A 14112-nucleotide genomic window follows, 5' to 3' on the forward strand; every position below is an offset into this window, starting at 1 on the left:
GTGCTGCAGGCGCTGTTGTCCAGCCACCGGCCGCTCGGCGCCTATGAGGTGATCGACGAACTCGCCAAATCGATGCCGCGGCCGGCGCCGATCACGGTGTATCGCGCGCTGGATTTCCTGATGGAGAACGGCCTGGTCCATCGCATCGAAAGCCGCAACGCGTTTCTCGCCTGCGCGCATGACCATGACGCCGCGGCGATGGTGGCGTTTCTGATCTGCGAGCGCTGCGGCTCGGTCGGCGAGATTCCAGCCGCGCCGGTGGCGCAAAGCCTCAACGCCGCCGCGCGCGCCAGCGGCTTTATGCCGAAACTGTCGGTGGTCGAGATCACAGGTACCTGCGCACACTGCCAGAAGGTTTGATTTTTTGGGCATGATCTTCTCCGAAAACCGGAAAGCCACTTTTCGGGATCATGCCCCCATAGCAACACGGCGATAAGCCGGCACGAGGGTTCATGTCATCACAGGAAATGCCGATCGGCCCGGCCGGGCGCCCGCTCAGCCCCGGCGCGGTGGCGCTGATGCTGATGCTCTGCCTGAGCTGGGGCTTCAACCAGATCGCGGTCAAGCTGGTACTCCCTGATATTCCGCCGATGCTGCAAGGCATGATCCGCTCGGCGTGCGCGTTGCCGGTGCTGCTGCTGATCGCCCGTCTGCGCGGGGTGAAAATGTTCGCCGCCGATGGCACGCTTGGCGCCGGACTGTTCGCGGGGCTGCTGTTCGGTTTCGAATTCGTGCTGATCTATCGCGGCCTGTTGCTGACCTCGGCGTCACGCGCGGTGGTGTTCCTCTACACCGCGCCGTTTTTTGTCGCACTCGGCTCCTATCAGTTTCTCGGCGAGCGGCTGCGGACGTCGCAATGGGGCGGGCTGGGTTTGAGTTTCGCCGGCGTGGCGCTGGCGATCGGCGTGCCCCAGGCCAATGTCGATGCCAATGTGCTGCTGGGCGATTTGTTTATCGTCGGCGGCGGCGCGCTGTGGGCGGCCACCACCCTGATGGTGAAGGCCACCTCACTGCTTCGGGCCCCGCCCGAAAAAGCCCTTAGCTACCAGGTGGCGCTGTCGATCCCAATTCTGGGGCTGGCGGCGTGGATTTCGGGCGAAACCCTGACCCGGGTTCCCGGTCCGCTGGCGCTATCGTTAATGGCCTATCAGGCGTTTTGGGTGGTCGGATTGACGTTTTTGCTATGGTTTGGGCTGGTCAAAACCTATTCCGCCAGCAAATTGTCGGCATTTACCTTCATCACCCCTTTGTTTGGCGTCGTGGCTAGCTACTTTATCCTGCACGACACCCTGACCCCGGCCTTCGGCGCCGCGGCCCTGCTGGTGATCGCATCGCGGGGCTTTATCTGGTCAACCGGCCGGGTCCCGGGGTCCCTCCCGTGGCCCCGGTCGCGATTGATCCATTGCTGAATGTCACCGAAACCTGATATTTGGACGCCATGAACAAGCCCGTAAAACCACCCCACAACGACGTCGCCGGCCCCAGCGCCCGGCATACCACCACACAGGTGATGGTCGGCAATATCGCGGTCGGCGGCGGCGCCCCGATCGTGGTGCAGTCGATGACCAACACCGACACCGCCGATATCGAGGGCACGGTGGCCCAGGTCGCGGCACTCGCGCGCGCCGGCTCTGAAATGGTCCGGATCACGGTGGACCGCGAGGAAGCCGCGGCCGCCGTGCCGCATATCCGCGATGCGCTCCGCAAGCGCGGCATCACCACGCCCCTGATCGGCGATTTCCATTACATCGGCCATAAGCTCTTGGCGGACTATCCGGCCTGCGCCGAGGCGCTCGACAAATACCGTATCAATCCCGGCAATGTCGGCTTCAAGAACAAGCGCGACACCCAGTTCGCCGACATCATCGAGATCGCCAACAAGAACGACAAACCGGTGCGGATCGGCGCCAATTGGGGCTCGCTCGATCAGGAATTGCTCACCAAGCTGATGGATGAAAACGCGCTATTGGCCGAGCCGAAGGACGTCCGCGCGGTGACTCGCGAGGCCATGGTGCAGTCGGCGCTCTTGTCGGCGGCGCGGGCGCAAGAACTCGGCATGCCCAAGAACAGGATGATCCTGTCGGCCAAGGTGTCCGCGGTGCAGGACCTGATCGCGGTGTATCAAACGCTCGCCGAACGTTCGGACTATGCGATCCATCTCGGCCTCACCGAGGCCGGCATGGGATCGAAGGGCATCGTGGCCTCGTCGGCCGCGCTCGGTATTCTCTTGCAGGACGGCATCGGCGACACCATCCGGATTTCGCTGACCCCCGAGCCCGGCGGCGATCGCACGCTGGAAGTCCAGGTCGCGCAGGAATTGCTGCAGACCATGGGTTTCCGCACCTTCGTGCCGCTGGTCGCGGCCTGCCCCGGCTGCGGCCGCACCACCTCGACCACGTTCCAGGAACTGGCGCGCTCGATCCAGGATTTCATCCGCGTCGAAATGCCGGCGTGGAAGACCCGCTATCCCGGCGTCGAATCGCTCAACGTCGCGATCATGGGCTGCATCGTCAACGGCCCCGGCGAATCCAAGCATGCCGACATCGGCATCTCCTTGCCCGGCACCGGCGAAACCCCGGCCGCGCCGGTGTTCGTCGACGGCAAGAAATTCCGCACTTTGCGCGGCCCCAACATCGCGACCGAATTCAAGGCGATGGTGATCGACTATATCGATCAGCGCTACGGCGCGGGCGCGAACGTGCCATCCAGCACGGTGACCGCGGCGGAGTGAAGCGCGTAGGGCGGATGAGCCAGCGGGTCGCGCGAACGCGCGCCCGATGATAAACTCCGCGCAATCCGCCGTTCATCGATGATCAACGAACTGGAGCGACAGGCCAATCAGCCGCAATTCCAGATCGGTCCGATAGGCGTCCGCGTCCAGCACGGACCATAGCTGCCGCCATTGTAGCGGCCGCCGTCAATGCCGGGCCGGCCGAAATAGTACCTGTTGCCGTCATACCCGTAATAACTGGGGACCGGGTCGATATACCAGGGGCGTCGCTCCTGGTGCGCCAAACGCCGTATCGCATCTTTCTGGGCGTAAAGTGGCAGGCTGTTGTTCAGCGGCTGATGGTAGCCCGGCAGGAAGCCGTAGCCATGCCAGCGTGACGGCGGCGGCTTACGAACCGGCGCCGCCGGCGCGACGACCGGCAGCAGCGACACAACGACAGCAATGGATAGACACATGAGGCGCGACATACGCACAGCATAGACAATCGGCTGCGGGAAGACCATTCAAATCCGAGTGCCGCGACGACTTCCGGTCTTCTCCGAGGAGCGGACATTCTCAGAGCCAGTCGGCATGTCTCAAACGTGTGCCAACAGCAGCCGTCAAATACAAAATATCGCGGAGGGCATCTGCTCCCTATCATCAAGCCCTTAGTGCGCCATCGCTACTTCCCTCGACAACTGCTCACGCCTTGCATCGATCCGAAGCATCATGACAACGACCGCGCCCACCAAAGCGCAGCCCGACAGCAATAGGAGGCCCGAAGTAAAGTTGCCGGTCAAATCTTTCAGATAACCCATCATGTATGGACCGGCAAAACCGGAAAGATTTCCGAGCGAGTTAATCGCGGCGATCCCTGCGGCGGCCGATGCTCCAGTCAAGAAGCTTGCCGGAAGTGGCCAGAACATCGGCGGCACCGAGGAGACGCCGATTTGCGCAAAACAAAGTAACGTCATGACGATGATGGGATTAGTAACAAGGCCTGACAATCCGATTCCGACCGCGGCCATCAACAGCGCCGCGGCGACGTGGCCTTTTCGTTCCATGGTCCGATCGGAATGACGGCCGAGCAGTACCATGCCAATGCCCCCGAAAACAAACGGCAGCGCGGCAAGCAGTCCGGTCTGGGTATCGCTGACGCCAAAACCCTTGATGATGGTCGGCAGAAAGAAAGCTACGCCGTAACTTGCCGCGTTCAGACAGAAATACACCAGAGCGCACAGTAAAATGCGGGGATCCGTGAGTGCCTGCACCAAGGAAAGGTGTTCGACCTTCTCCTTATTTTTCTTTTCGGTCGCTTGCACGTTCTCCAACCAGGCGATCTCGTCTTTTTGCAGCCAGCGGGCCTGCCCCGGGAAATCGGTCAGATAGACCAGGACGCAGATGCCCACCAGAATCGACGGCAGCGCCTCAAGAATGAACAGCCACTGCCAACCTTCTAGCCCCCACCCTGTCACGCTGAGCAGCATCCCGGAGATAGGTGATCCGATGATCGACGAAATCGGGATCGCCAGCATGAACAGGCTGATCACCCTCGCGCGGTAAACCGCCGGGAACCACAGGGTCAGATAGAAGATGATGCCTGGAAAGAAGCCCGCCTCGCAGGCACCGAGAAGCAAACGGAGAGAATAGAAAACGCCGGTCGTCGGGACTCCGGTCGCGGCCGATATCGATGGGATAAATGCGAAAGCAGCGGAGACAATTCCCCAGGTGATCATGATGCGGGCGATCCAAACTCGCGCGCCGACCCTTTCCAAAAAGATATTGGACGGCACCTCAAACAGGAAATACCCGATAAAGAATAGGCCAGCGCCCAGTCCGAAGGCTGCCTCACTCAAACCAAGCGCCTGGTTCATATGCAGCTTGGCGAAGCCAACATTGACGCGATCGAGATAGGCGACGAAATAGCAAACGATCAGGAACGGAATGAGCCGACGCATAACCTTGCCGATCACACGCTTCTCTACGTCTTCCATGGCATAGCCTCCCGCTTGGTTTGACGCCCGTTTAGGATTCCGGGTTATATTTTTTGTAACTATGACGCTCATGGACAACGGGTACAAATGGCATTTTTTTGGATCGCATATTGACCTACAATGTTGCACCGCGGTCGTTGGCAAGCGCTTGAAAGTAGCGGCTGCTGTGGTGGCCGCGCATCTCGCCGCAGTGGCCTGGCATCATTGGATCAAGCGCGACCGGGTGAATGCGGGCCAGGAATCAGATTTTCGCAAAACGCTAATTTATCGAACCGCATCAATCTGATTCCACCTGTCCAGTCCCCCCTCTCAAAAATATTTCCTTTCGCGCCTGCCCCAAATCACTTTTACAATTTGCGCATCCCGTCCCACTTGAGGGGCGTTTCGCGATCGTCACGGACGTTGGAACGGGATGCGGTGGACGCGGGTGCGCTGAAAGACGAACGGCGCGGACGCGGACGGCGAAGTCGTGTGGTCCTGACGCCTCGACGCTGGCGTTAAACCGACGGAGGCAACTCCATCGGCGACGGTGACAAACAAGCCCGATCACCGGGGAGATCACGAAGGAAACCGTTAAAACCATTGCGTGCGGGAATGCCGGGTGTTCCGGCGTACCTGTGGCTTCTACCCCTGTGCTTTTTTGTTGCACAGGGGGCTGCGGGTGCGCGGGCACCCGGCATTCCCCACGCCCTCTTCGGGCGAACAATCCATGCACAACTCGGGCGCATTGCGCCGCGAGAACAAGTGGCGTTGACGCCTCGCTTTGGCTGCGCCAAGCTCGCGCCAAACCAATAACCAAATCCGGAGGACACACCATGCTCCGAGCGGAGGATAACAGGTTCCTGACCGAAAGCGGTGCAGGCACTCCCATGGGCGAGTTGCTGCGCCGGTTCTGGCTGCCTGTTTTGTTGTCCGAGGAATTGCCGGCGGCCGACGGCCCACCGAAGAAGATCGTCGTGATGGGCGAGGAGCTGCTGGCGTTTCGCGACTCCCGCGGCGTGGTCGGCGTGATCGATCAATATTGTCCGCATCGCGGCGCCAATCTCTGGCTCGGCCGCAATGAGGAATGCGGCATCCGCTGCGTCTATCACGGCTGGAAATTCGACACCGACGGCAAATGCCTTGATATGCCGACCTCCTATCCCGACCTCAACGCCAAGGATCTCATTCGTATCAAATCCTATCCGGTGCGCGAATGGGGCGACATGATCTGGGCCTATATGGGCCCGGCCGGCGAAATCCCCGATCTGCCTGACCTGGAAATGGCGCTGCTGCCGGCCTCGCACCGCTACGTCTCGAAGAAATGGCAGGACTGCAACTGGGTGCAGGCGCTGGAAGGCTCGATCGATACCGCGCATTTCACCTTCGCGCACTTAAGCTTCGACAAGGACGAGGACGAGGTGCTCGATATCAAGAAGCACTTCGTCAATCCGATCGCGCGCATGAACGTCGACCACATGCGCTGGATCGCCGAGGACCCGCGCCCCGTGATCAAGATCCAGCCGCATGACGCCGGGCTGACGATCGCGGGCGGCCGGCTCACAGGCAACGACAACAACTGCAGCGACAACATCTACTGGCGCATCGCGCAGTTCCTGATGCCGGTGCATGCCTATGCGCCGAGCGCGATGCCGGGCGAGAGTATTTTCGGCCAGAGCTTTATCCCGGTCACCGACACCAAATGCTGGATCTACACCTATGCCTGGAATCCGGACCGTCCGTTGACGCAGGCCGAGCGCGACATGTATCGCAGTGGCAACGGCGTGATCTCCGAGGTCGACGAGAATTACGTGCCGCTGCGCAACAAGTCGAACGACTATCTGATCGACCGCCAGCTGCAGAAGACCAGAAGCTATACCGGCATCAAGGGCGTCTCGGAACAGGACGCCGCGGTGCAGGACAGCCAGGGGCCGATCGCCGACCGCACCCGCGAGCATCTCGGCCCGACCGATCTCGGCATCATGCATTTCCGCAAACTGGTGATGGAAGCCGCCCGCGCGCTGCAGCAGGGCGAGCCGCCGCCGCAGCTTGGGCATCAGGACCGCTACGCCGTGCGTTCCGGCGGCTGCGTCACCGACAAGGCCAAGGACCTCCCTGCGGTGATGCTCGAGCGCTTCGGCGACGAGACCGGTTATGTCGGACGGCCGCGCAACGCCGCGGCGGAGTGACGGCGCTGTATAATTGCTGTTATGATCGCCGTGAACGAACGATGGAATACCGATGAGCTGGCTTCCCTCCAACGACCCCATCCTCGGCGATCCCCAATCCTGCGATGCGCTGGAACTGGTGATCGTGCCGCGCACCCGCGACCTCGGCGATGGTTTTGAGGTGCGCCGCGCGCTGCCGCACGGCAAGCGGCAGATGGTTGGGCCCTTCATCTTTTTCGATCATTTCGGACCGGTGCAATTCATGTCCGGCAAGGGCATGGACGTGCGCCCGCATCCGCATATCGGACTTGCCACCGTCACCTATCTGTTCGACGGCAGCATCATGCACCGCGACAGCGAGGGCAACATCCGGGAAATCGAACCCGGCGCCATGAACCTGATGACCGCGGGCCGCGGCATCGCGCATTCCGAGCGCACCCCGGACCTGCAGCGCCAGAACGGCCAGAAGATGCTGGGCCTGCAGAGCTGGATCGCGCTGCCCGCAGGTTCAGAGGAAATCGCGCCGTCGTTCCAGCATTATGCCGCGGCCGATCTGCCTGTGGTGAGGGATAGCGGCTTCAGCGCGCGGATCATCGCCGGCGGTTCGTTCGGCGTGAAATCGCCGGTGACGATGGTGTCGCCGTGGTTTTACGCCGAGGTGACGGTGCAACAGGGCGTCAGCGTCCCGCTCGACCCCGACCATGAAGAGCGCGCGATCTATTTGGTCGACGGCGAGGTCGAGATCGCCAACGAGCGCCATGAGGGTCCGCGGCTGCTGATCTTCCGGCCCGGCGACCGCATCACCGTCAAGGCCGTCACGCCGACGCGGATGATGTTTCTCGGCGGCGACGCGCTGGAGGGCCCTCGCCATATCTGGTGGAACTTTGTTTCCTCCAGCAAGGAGCGGATCGAGCAGGCCAAGCAGGACTGGAAGAGCGGCCGCTTCGCCCACGTCCCCAACGAACATGAGTTCATTCCGCTGCCGGAATGAGCTAATCCCGTTTCCCTTGTTTGCCCCGCGCATCCGCGCGAGACGGCCGTTTTCCGAAAGTTTGACCCATGACCACGATGCTCGCCAGCGACCTGCCCCTTCCCCGGATCGGGCGCGGCAAGGTGCGCGATATTTATGCCGTCGGCGACGATCGCGTGCTGCTGCTGACCACCGACCGCATCAGCGCCTTCGACATTGTGATGGCCGAGACCATTCCGATGAAGGGCGCGGTGCTGACCCAGATCAGCGCGTGGTGGTTCAATGAACTCGAAGGCGTGGTGCCGCATCACATGATCAGCGCCGACGCCGATGCCATCATCGCCGAAGTGCCCGCGCTCAGGGACCACCGCGCCTCGCTGACCGGGCGCGCGATGCTGTGCCGGCGCACCACGGTGTTTCCGATCGAATGCGTGATCCGCGGTTATTTGTCGGGTTCGGCGTGGAAGGAATATGCCGCGCAGGGCACGCTGGCGGGCGAAAAGCTCATACCGGGCCTGCTCGAAAGCGGCAGGCTGGAGCCCGCGATCTTCAGCCCAGCGACCAAGGCCGAGACCGGCCACGACGAAAACATTCCGGTCAAGCGGATGCGCGAGATTGTCGGCGACGAGGTGGCGTATACGCTGGAGAGCATGACCCGCGCGGTCTATACGCTCGGCGAAAAAATCAGCCGCGACCAGGGCATCATCATTGCCGACACCAAATTCGAATTCGGCCGGGAGGCCGATGGACGCATCATCCTGATCGACGAGGTGATGACCCCCGACAGTTCGCGGTTCTGGGCGGCGGATGCCTACACGCCCGGCCGGCCGCAACCGAGTTTCGACAAGCAGCCGCTGCGCGATTATCTCGATGCCGAGCGTCGCGCCGGCCGCTGGAACGGCGAAGCCCCGGCACCCGCTTTGCCGGCGAGCGTGGTGGAGGCCACCAGCCAGCGTTATCTCGAAGCCTATCGCCGCGTCACCGGCGCCGATCTGAAGATCTGAGGAACCGGTCGATGACGCTGACGGTCCGGGAGATGACGGGTTCGGAGGTCGATCTCATCATCGAATACTTTTTTCAATCCACCCCGGAATACCTGGAGATTCTCGGCGTCGACCCTTCCCGCCTGCCCGCTCCGGATGGCTGGCGCGAGCGCTTCCGGCGCGCGTGCGAACAACCGATCGAGCAGCGCGGCTGGATTGCCGTCACCTGGCTGTCGGACAACCAGCCGATCGGCTTTTCGACCGCCGACAAGATCGCTTACGGCGAACATGCCAACATGCACCTGCATGTGATCGATCCCGGGCGCCGGAACCAGGGTTACGGCGTCGAATGTGTGCGGCGCAGCGTCGATATCTATTTCGATCGATTGCAGTTGAAACGGTTGTTCTGCGAACCAAATGCTTTCAACGTGGCGCCCAATCGCACGCTGCAAAAGGCCGGATTCAAGTATCTCAAGACCCACATGACCGTGCCCGGCCCGCTCAACTATCATCAGGCCGTCACCCGCTGGGTGATAGAGCGCTGATTCGTGCACACAACAAGATCGCAGGGGAGGAACCGATGACCGGCGCCGGCACAAATAATGTTTGCGGGTGCCCCGCAGTCGTCTACCACTGACGCGGGTGTGGGGGGTAAGGGCGCGCGTGGTCAGTCAATCCATCAGTCTTCGTCCGAAGTTGCAGTTGCGCACCGCGCTCAATGACGTTCTCGGCGGCGGCGCCGCGAGCGTTCTGACCGTGACCTTCGGCTTGTCCTACGCGCTGTTGATCTTCGCAGGCCCGCTGGCGCCCTATTTGTCCTATGGCGTCGCCGCGACCTTCGTTTCATCGGCGGTTCTCGCCACCGTGATCGGGCTCGGCAGCTCGTTTCCATTCGCGGTCGGGGCTCCGGATAGTTCCACTGCGGCGATGACGGGCATATTGGCGTCATCGATGGTGGAGCGAATAACGGCCGCCGATCCATCGACGCCGCTGCTGGCACCGGTCCTGCTTACTCTTGCCCTCGCCACCGTCGTGACCGGCATCGTGCTGTGCTGCTTCGGGTTGACGCGGCTGGGCCGCGCGATCCGTTATGTGCCCTATCCGGTGGTCGGCGGATTTCTCGGCGCAACCGGCTGCCTGATCCTGCTCGGCGCGATTCGCGTCATCACCGGCCAGCGCCTTCAATTCGCAACGCTCGGCCAGTTCGAAAACATCCTGACGCTGTCCGAACTGGCGGCTGCCTGCGTCATGGCGCTTATCCTTTATCTGACGTGGCACCGCTCCCGCACCCCGTTCGGCCTGCCGGTCATTCTGATCGGCGGCGTGATCGCCGCCCATATCGTGTTCTGGCTGGCCGGTATCTCGGCGGTCGAGGCCCAGGCGTCGGGCTGGATCTTTCAGCCGCCACCGAGCGTCACCCTGATGTTGCCATGGAGCGCCGACGAGATCCGCCACTTTCCCTGGTACACCTTGCCGGAACTTTCGGGCAATTTGATCGCGGTCGTGTTCGTGACGGCGTCAAGCACCCTGTTCAACACCACGGGCGTCGAAGTCGCGGTGCAGCGTGAAGCCAATCTCGAACGGGAGCTGAACGTCACCGGCATCGCCAACATGCTGTCGGGCGCCTTGGGCGGCTATACCGGCTGCATTTCCATCAGCCGCACGGTGCTCAACTTCAACGGCGGCGGTACCGGCCGGCTGTCCGGATTGACCGTCGCCGCGATCTCGGCGTTGATGCTGGCCTTCGCTCCCACGCTGCTCGGCTATATGCCGAAATTCGTGCTCGGCGGCCTCCTGATCTATCTCGGCGCCGACCAGCTGCATAAATGGGTGGTGCAGTCGCGGCGGCGGCTTTCATTCACCGAGTATCTGTCGCTGCTGGCGATCATCGTCATCATCGTCCAATGGGGCTTCATCGCCGGCATTCCGATCGGCGTCGTGATCGGCTGCGCGACCTTTGCCTTGAGCGCGTCGCGCATCGATTCCATCAAATACAGCTTCGACGGCACCGAATATCGCAGTTCGCTTGATCGTTCGCGCGACGACCAGGCGGTGCTTGCGGCGCATGGCGGCAAGATCCAGGGCCTGAACCTGCAGAGCTATCTGTTCTTCGGCTCTGCAAACCGGCTTTACCAGCACGTCAAGGCGCTGCTGGCGCGTCACCCGGAATGCCGATTTCTGGTGTTCGACTTCAAGCTTGTCACCGGGATCGATTCCTCGGCGGCCTACAGTTTCGACCAGATCAAGCGGACCGCCCAGGAGCGTGGCATCAAACTGGTGCTGGTGCATCTTCCTTCGGCGACCGAGAAGGCCTTGCGATCGAGCGGCTTCATCTCGAACGAGGTCAGCATCGTGCCGGAACTCGATCATGCCCTGGAGGAATGCGAGAACGAAATCATCGTGCAGCATCAGGGCCTCGAACAGGAAGAAGCCTCGTTGCGCGACTGGTTCACCCAGATTCTCGGAACCACGGAGGACGCCGCGGAATTGATCCACCGCTGCGAGCGCCTGGAGGTCGATGCCGGCGAGATTATCGTCAGCGCCGGCGACGCCGCCGATTCCATGCATTTCATTCTGGACGGACGCGTCGGGATCATGATCCCCAAGGGCGACGGCGGCACCACCCGGGTGCGAAGCCTCGGCCGCTACACCACCATCGGCGAAATGGGGCTGGTTTCAAAGACGCCGCGCAACGCCACCATCCAGGCCGAAGTCGCCAGCGTGCTTTATGTCCTGAGCACGCAACAATTCGAGGCGCTCAAGAGCGAAAACCCGCTGCTTGGCCAGAAATTGCTGACCTATTTCGTCTCCGTGATGGCCGAGCGGCTGACCTTCGCCAACCGCCTGATTGCGGTGCTCAGAAGATAGGTTTGCCGCGGCCGGGTAAGGGCCGGTATGATGGTTTGATCGGCGTTGAGGAGAACGTCATGCGTGAATTGCTGTCGGCGGCGGCCATCGCGGCCGTGACGATGCTCGGACCCTGCACCCCGGGCATGGCGCAAGAAAATGCCGATCAGAAACTCGGCACCGTTCATTTCGCGACATCCTGCAACGAAACGGCGCAACGCCGGTTCGATCGCGCCATGCGTTACCAGCATTCGTTCTGGTACGCGGAATCCAGGGAAATCTACCAGGAAGCGATCACCGCCGATCCGGAATGCGCCATTGCCTATTGGGGCATCGCGCTGTCGCTGCTCAATAATCCGCACGGCGCCATCCCGGCACCCAATCTGCCGCTCGGGCTTGCGGCCATCGAGAAGGCGAAAGCGGTTGGCGCCAAGACCGAGCGCGAGCGCGACTACATCGACGCGCTGGCGGTGATGTATGTCGATTACGACAACACCCCGCAGCCGGCGCGCGTGCAGTCCTATTTGAAGGCGATGGAAGCGCTGGCGGCCAAATATCCCACTGACGACGAAGCGCAGATTTTCTACGCGATCACCCTCAATGTGGCGGCCTCGCCGGCCGACAAGACCTACGCCAACCAGCTCAAGGGCGCGGCCATTCTCGAGCCGATCTGGCAGCGCCAGCCGCAACATCCGGGCGTCGCGCATTATCTGATCCATTTATATGATTATCCGGCCATCGCCGCCAAGGGCCTGCCGGCCGCGCTGCGTTACGCCAGGATCGCGCCGAACGCGCCGCATGCGCAGCATATGCCGTCGCACATTTTCACGCGCGTCGGCTATTGGAAGGAATCGATTGCGGCCAACCTGGCCTCGGTGCAGGCCGCGAAGGCCAACAAGGAGGGCGGCGAGCAACTGCATGGGCAGGATTATCTGGTCTACGCCTATTTGCAACTCGGTGAGGACAAGGAGGCTCGCACTATCGTCGATGAAATCGAAGCGATGCAGCCCGATCCCGATGCCTTCGGCGCCGCCTTTTCGCAGGCCGCCGCGCCCGCGCGCTATCTGGTGGAGCGCGGCGACTGGGCGGGCGCGGCAAAGCTCGAGGTCAAGCCGAGCAAGTTCCCCCACGTCATGGCGATCACCCATTTTGCGCGCGCGGTCGGCGCCGCCCGTTCCGGCGATCCCGCCGCCGCCAGGGCCGATGCCGCTAAGCTCGCTGAGATTCGCGACAAATTGCGCGAGGCGAAGAACAGTTACTGGGCCGGCCAGGTCGATGTTCAGGCGCAGGTCGCGAATGCCTGGATCCTGTACGCCGACAGCAAATATGACGAGGCGCTTCAGGCCATGAGCGCCGCCGCCGCGGCTGAGGACAGCACCGAAAAGGCGCCGGTCACGCCTGGACCGCTGGCGCCGGCGCGCGAATTATATGGCTTCATGCTGCTGGATCGCGGCATGGCCCGCGAGGCGCTGGCGGCGTTCGAAGCCACGATGGCGAAGGAGCCAAACCGCTTCAACGGCTATGTCGGCGCGGCGAAAGCCGAACAGGCGCTCGGTGATACGATGAAGGCGAAGGCGGCGTATGAAAAGCTGATCGCGCTGGCGGCGGGCTCGGACCCCGGGCGACCGACGCTTGCCGCGGCACAAGCGTTCGTCGCGAGCAATTAGAGGACCGTAACCGATTGCGGCCGGGAATGCGATGAAACGAACCACCATCATTGCTGCTGTCGCCGGCTTCGCCCTGGGCGGGCTGGCCGGGGCCTCCCTGTTCTTCGCCTGGCCGATGCCGGGCCACGACAGCGCAGTGACGACACCCAGCCATGTCAGGTTTTCGGAAATTCAATGGCCTTATCCGACCGACGAGTGGGGCCAGGGTAAAGCCTTTCGCTGCGCGGCCGCGGACTGTGGCGTCGAGGTCAATCTTTATATTCGAGCCAAGATCGGCTTTTGCAACTGCCAAACCGGCGTATCCGACGACACCGAACTCGATCGTCTGAGCGACTTTCGGCTGATGGGCGAGAAGCTTTCGGGGCTGGGGCCCGGCCGCCAGATCAACGTCGCCTGGATGAAGGGCCGCAGCCGGGCCTTTGCGATCGCCGATCCCTACCGGGCGCGACAATCAGCGCTGGCGATTGCCTTCAACGACCGCTGCGACGCCATCGTCGCCACCACGCTGGTCGCGCATGACCGTCCGGAAGCGATCGAGCCCAGTGTCATCGAGTTCCTCAACAGCGAGGTCGTCGTGCACTGGGCCGAGGTGACGCTTGGCCTGTAGTTGCCTAAATCCCCGCCATCATCACGTATTTGATCTCGACATATTCTTCCATGCCGTGATGCGATCCTTCGCGGCCGAGGCCGCTTTCCTTGACGCCGCCGAACGGCGCCACTTCGGTGGTGATCAGCCCGGTGTTGACCCCGACCATCCCTGACTCCAGCGCTTCCGCCACCCGCCAGACCCGGCC

The 14112-nt window shown here is 62.2% G+C and carries 12 protein-coding genes and 1 pseudogene; 10 read left to right on the forward strand and 3 right to left on the reverse strand.

The annotated features are described in order from the left end of the window. The 3 genes and pseudogenes from ABR948_RS21670 to ispG all read left to right on the forward strand — a co-directional run. On the forward strand, positions 1-360 hold a 360-nt coding region (locus tag ABR948_RS21670), incomplete at its 5' end, for a Fur family transcriptional regulator (protein WP_428121860.1). A gap of 107 nt (positions 361-467) precedes the next feature. After that, positions 468-1426 (forward strand): annotated as a pseudogene (locus ABR948_RS21675) (DMT family transporter). A 12-nt stretch (positions 1427-1438) separates the two neighbouring features. Continuing rightward, positions 1439-2731, forward strand: a complete 1293-nt coding sequence (ispG, locus tag ABR948_RS21680; RefSeq protein ID WP_428121862.1) for a flavodoxin-dependent (E)-4-hydroxy-3-methylbut-2-enyl-diphosphate synthase — start codon at positions 1439-1441, stop codon at positions 2729-2731. A 107-nt stretch (positions 2732-2838) separates the two neighbouring features. Here ispG and ABR948_RS21685 read toward each other — a convergent pair whose 3' ends face one another. After that, positions 2839-3234, reverse strand: a complete 396-nt coding sequence (locus tag ABR948_RS21685) for a hypothetical protein (protein WP_428121865.1) — start codon at positions 3232-3234, stop codon at positions 2839-2841. A gap of 144 nt (positions 3235-3378) precedes the next feature. After that, complete coding sequence (locus ABR948_RS21690; protein WP_428121867.1) at positions 3379-4704, reverse strand: MFS transporter; 1326 nt, start codon at positions 4702-4704, stop codon at positions 3379-3381. An 815-nt stretch (positions 4705-5519) separates the two neighbouring features. Here ABR948_RS21690 and ABR948_RS21695 point away from each other — a divergent pair. The 7 genes from ABR948_RS21695 (at position 5520) to ABR948_RS21725 (ending at position 13925) form a co-directional block, all read left to right on the forward strand. After that, positions 5520-6872: a Rieske 2Fe-2S domain-containing protein gene (locus ABR948_RS21695; protein WP_428121870.1), complete on the forward strand. Its 1353-nt coding sequence runs from the start codon at positions 5520-5522 to the stop codon at positions 6870-6872. Positions 6873-6924: 52 nt separating this feature from the next. Beyond that, positions 6925-7842, forward strand: coding sequence for a pirin family protein (locus tag ABR948_RS21700; protein WP_428121872.1), 918 nt, complete (start codon positions 6925-6927; stop codon positions 7840-7842). A 68-nt stretch (positions 7843-7910) separates the two neighbouring features. Then, on the forward strand, positions 7911-8825 hold the full coding sequence (locus tag ABR948_RS21705; protein ID WP_428121874.1) for a phosphoribosylaminoimidazolesuccinocarboxamide synthase: 915 nt from the start codon (positions 7911-7913) through the stop codon (positions 8823-8825). An 11-nt stretch (positions 8826-8836) separates the two neighbouring features. Beyond that, positions 8837-9349, forward strand: a complete 513-nt coding sequence (locus ABR948_RS21710) for a GNAT family N-acetyltransferase (RefSeq protein WP_428121876.1) — start codon at positions 8837-8839, stop codon at positions 9347-9349. 118 nt (positions 9350-9467) lie between these two features. Continuing rightward, positions 9468-11672, forward strand: coding sequence for an SLC26A/SulP transporter family protein (locus ABR948_RS21715; protein ID WP_428121878.1), 2205 nt, complete (start codon positions 9468-9470; stop codon positions 11670-11672). Between the two features lie 59 nt (positions 11673-11731). Next, the gene (locus tag ABR948_RS21720) at positions 11732-13318 is read left to right on the forward strand and encodes a tetratricopeptide repeat protein (RefSeq protein ID WP_428121880.1); all 1587 of its coding nucleotides are present in this window, start codon (positions 11732-11734) and stop codon (positions 13316-13318) included. Positions 13319-13349: 31 nt separating this feature from the next. Next, positions 13350-13925 carry a hypothetical protein gene (locus ABR948_RS21725; RefSeq protein ID WP_428121882.1) on the forward strand — a complete coding sequence of 192 codons (576 nt, stop codon included), beginning with the start codon at positions 13350-13352 and terminating at the stop codon, positions 13923-13925. A gap of 4 nt (positions 13926-13929) precedes the next feature. On the opposite strand, the gene ABR948_RS21730 is transcribed toward ABR948_RS21725, so the two are convergent. Beyond that, the coding region (locus tag ABR948_RS21730) for an aldehyde dehydrogenase family protein (RefSeq protein ID WP_428121884.1) at positions 13930-14112 on the reverse strand (183 nt) is incomplete at its 5' end.

Origin of the sequence: Bradyrhizobium sp. (genome assembly GCF_050014615.1) — a bacterium.
GTDB lineage: Bacteria > Pseudomonadota > Alphaproteobacteria > Rhizobiales > Xanthobacteraceae > Bradyrhizobium.

Coding starts and splice junctions, on each gene's coding strand:
- ABR948_RS21685 (WP_428121865.1), bottom strand. CDS start 3,234: ATGGTCTTCCCGCAGCCGATTGTCTATGCTGTGCGTATGTCGCGCCTC.
- ABR948_RS21700 (WP_428121872.1), top strand. CDS start 6,925: ATGAGCTGGCTTCCCTCCAACGACCCCATCCTCGGCGATCCCCAATCC.
- ispG (WP_428121862.1), top strand. CDS start 1,439: ATGAACAAGCCCGTAAAACCACCCCACAACGACGTCGCCGGCCCCAGC.
- ABR948_RS21710 (WP_428121876.1), top strand. CDS start 8,837: ATGACGCTGACGGTCCGGGAGATGACGGGTTCGGAGGTCGATCTCATC.
- ABR948_RS21690 (WP_428121867.1), bottom strand. CDS start 4,704: ATGGAAGACGTAGAGAAGCGTGTGATCGGCAAGGTTATGCGTCGGCTC.
- ABR948_RS21725 (WP_428121882.1), top strand. CDS start 13,350: ATGAAACGAACCACCATCATTGCTGCTGTCGCCGGCTTCGCCCTGGGC.
- ABR948_RS21705 (WP_428121874.1), top strand. CDS start 7,911: ATGACCACGATGCTCGCCAGCGACCTGCCCCTTCCCCGGATCGGGCGC.
- ABR948_RS21695 (WP_428121870.1), top strand. CDS start 5,520: ATGCTCCGAGCGGAGGATAACAGGTTCCTGACCGAAAGCGGTGCAGGC.
- ABR948_RS21720 (WP_428121880.1), top strand. CDS start 11,732: ATGCGTGAATTGCTGTCGGCGGCGGCCATCGCGGCCGTGACGATGCTC.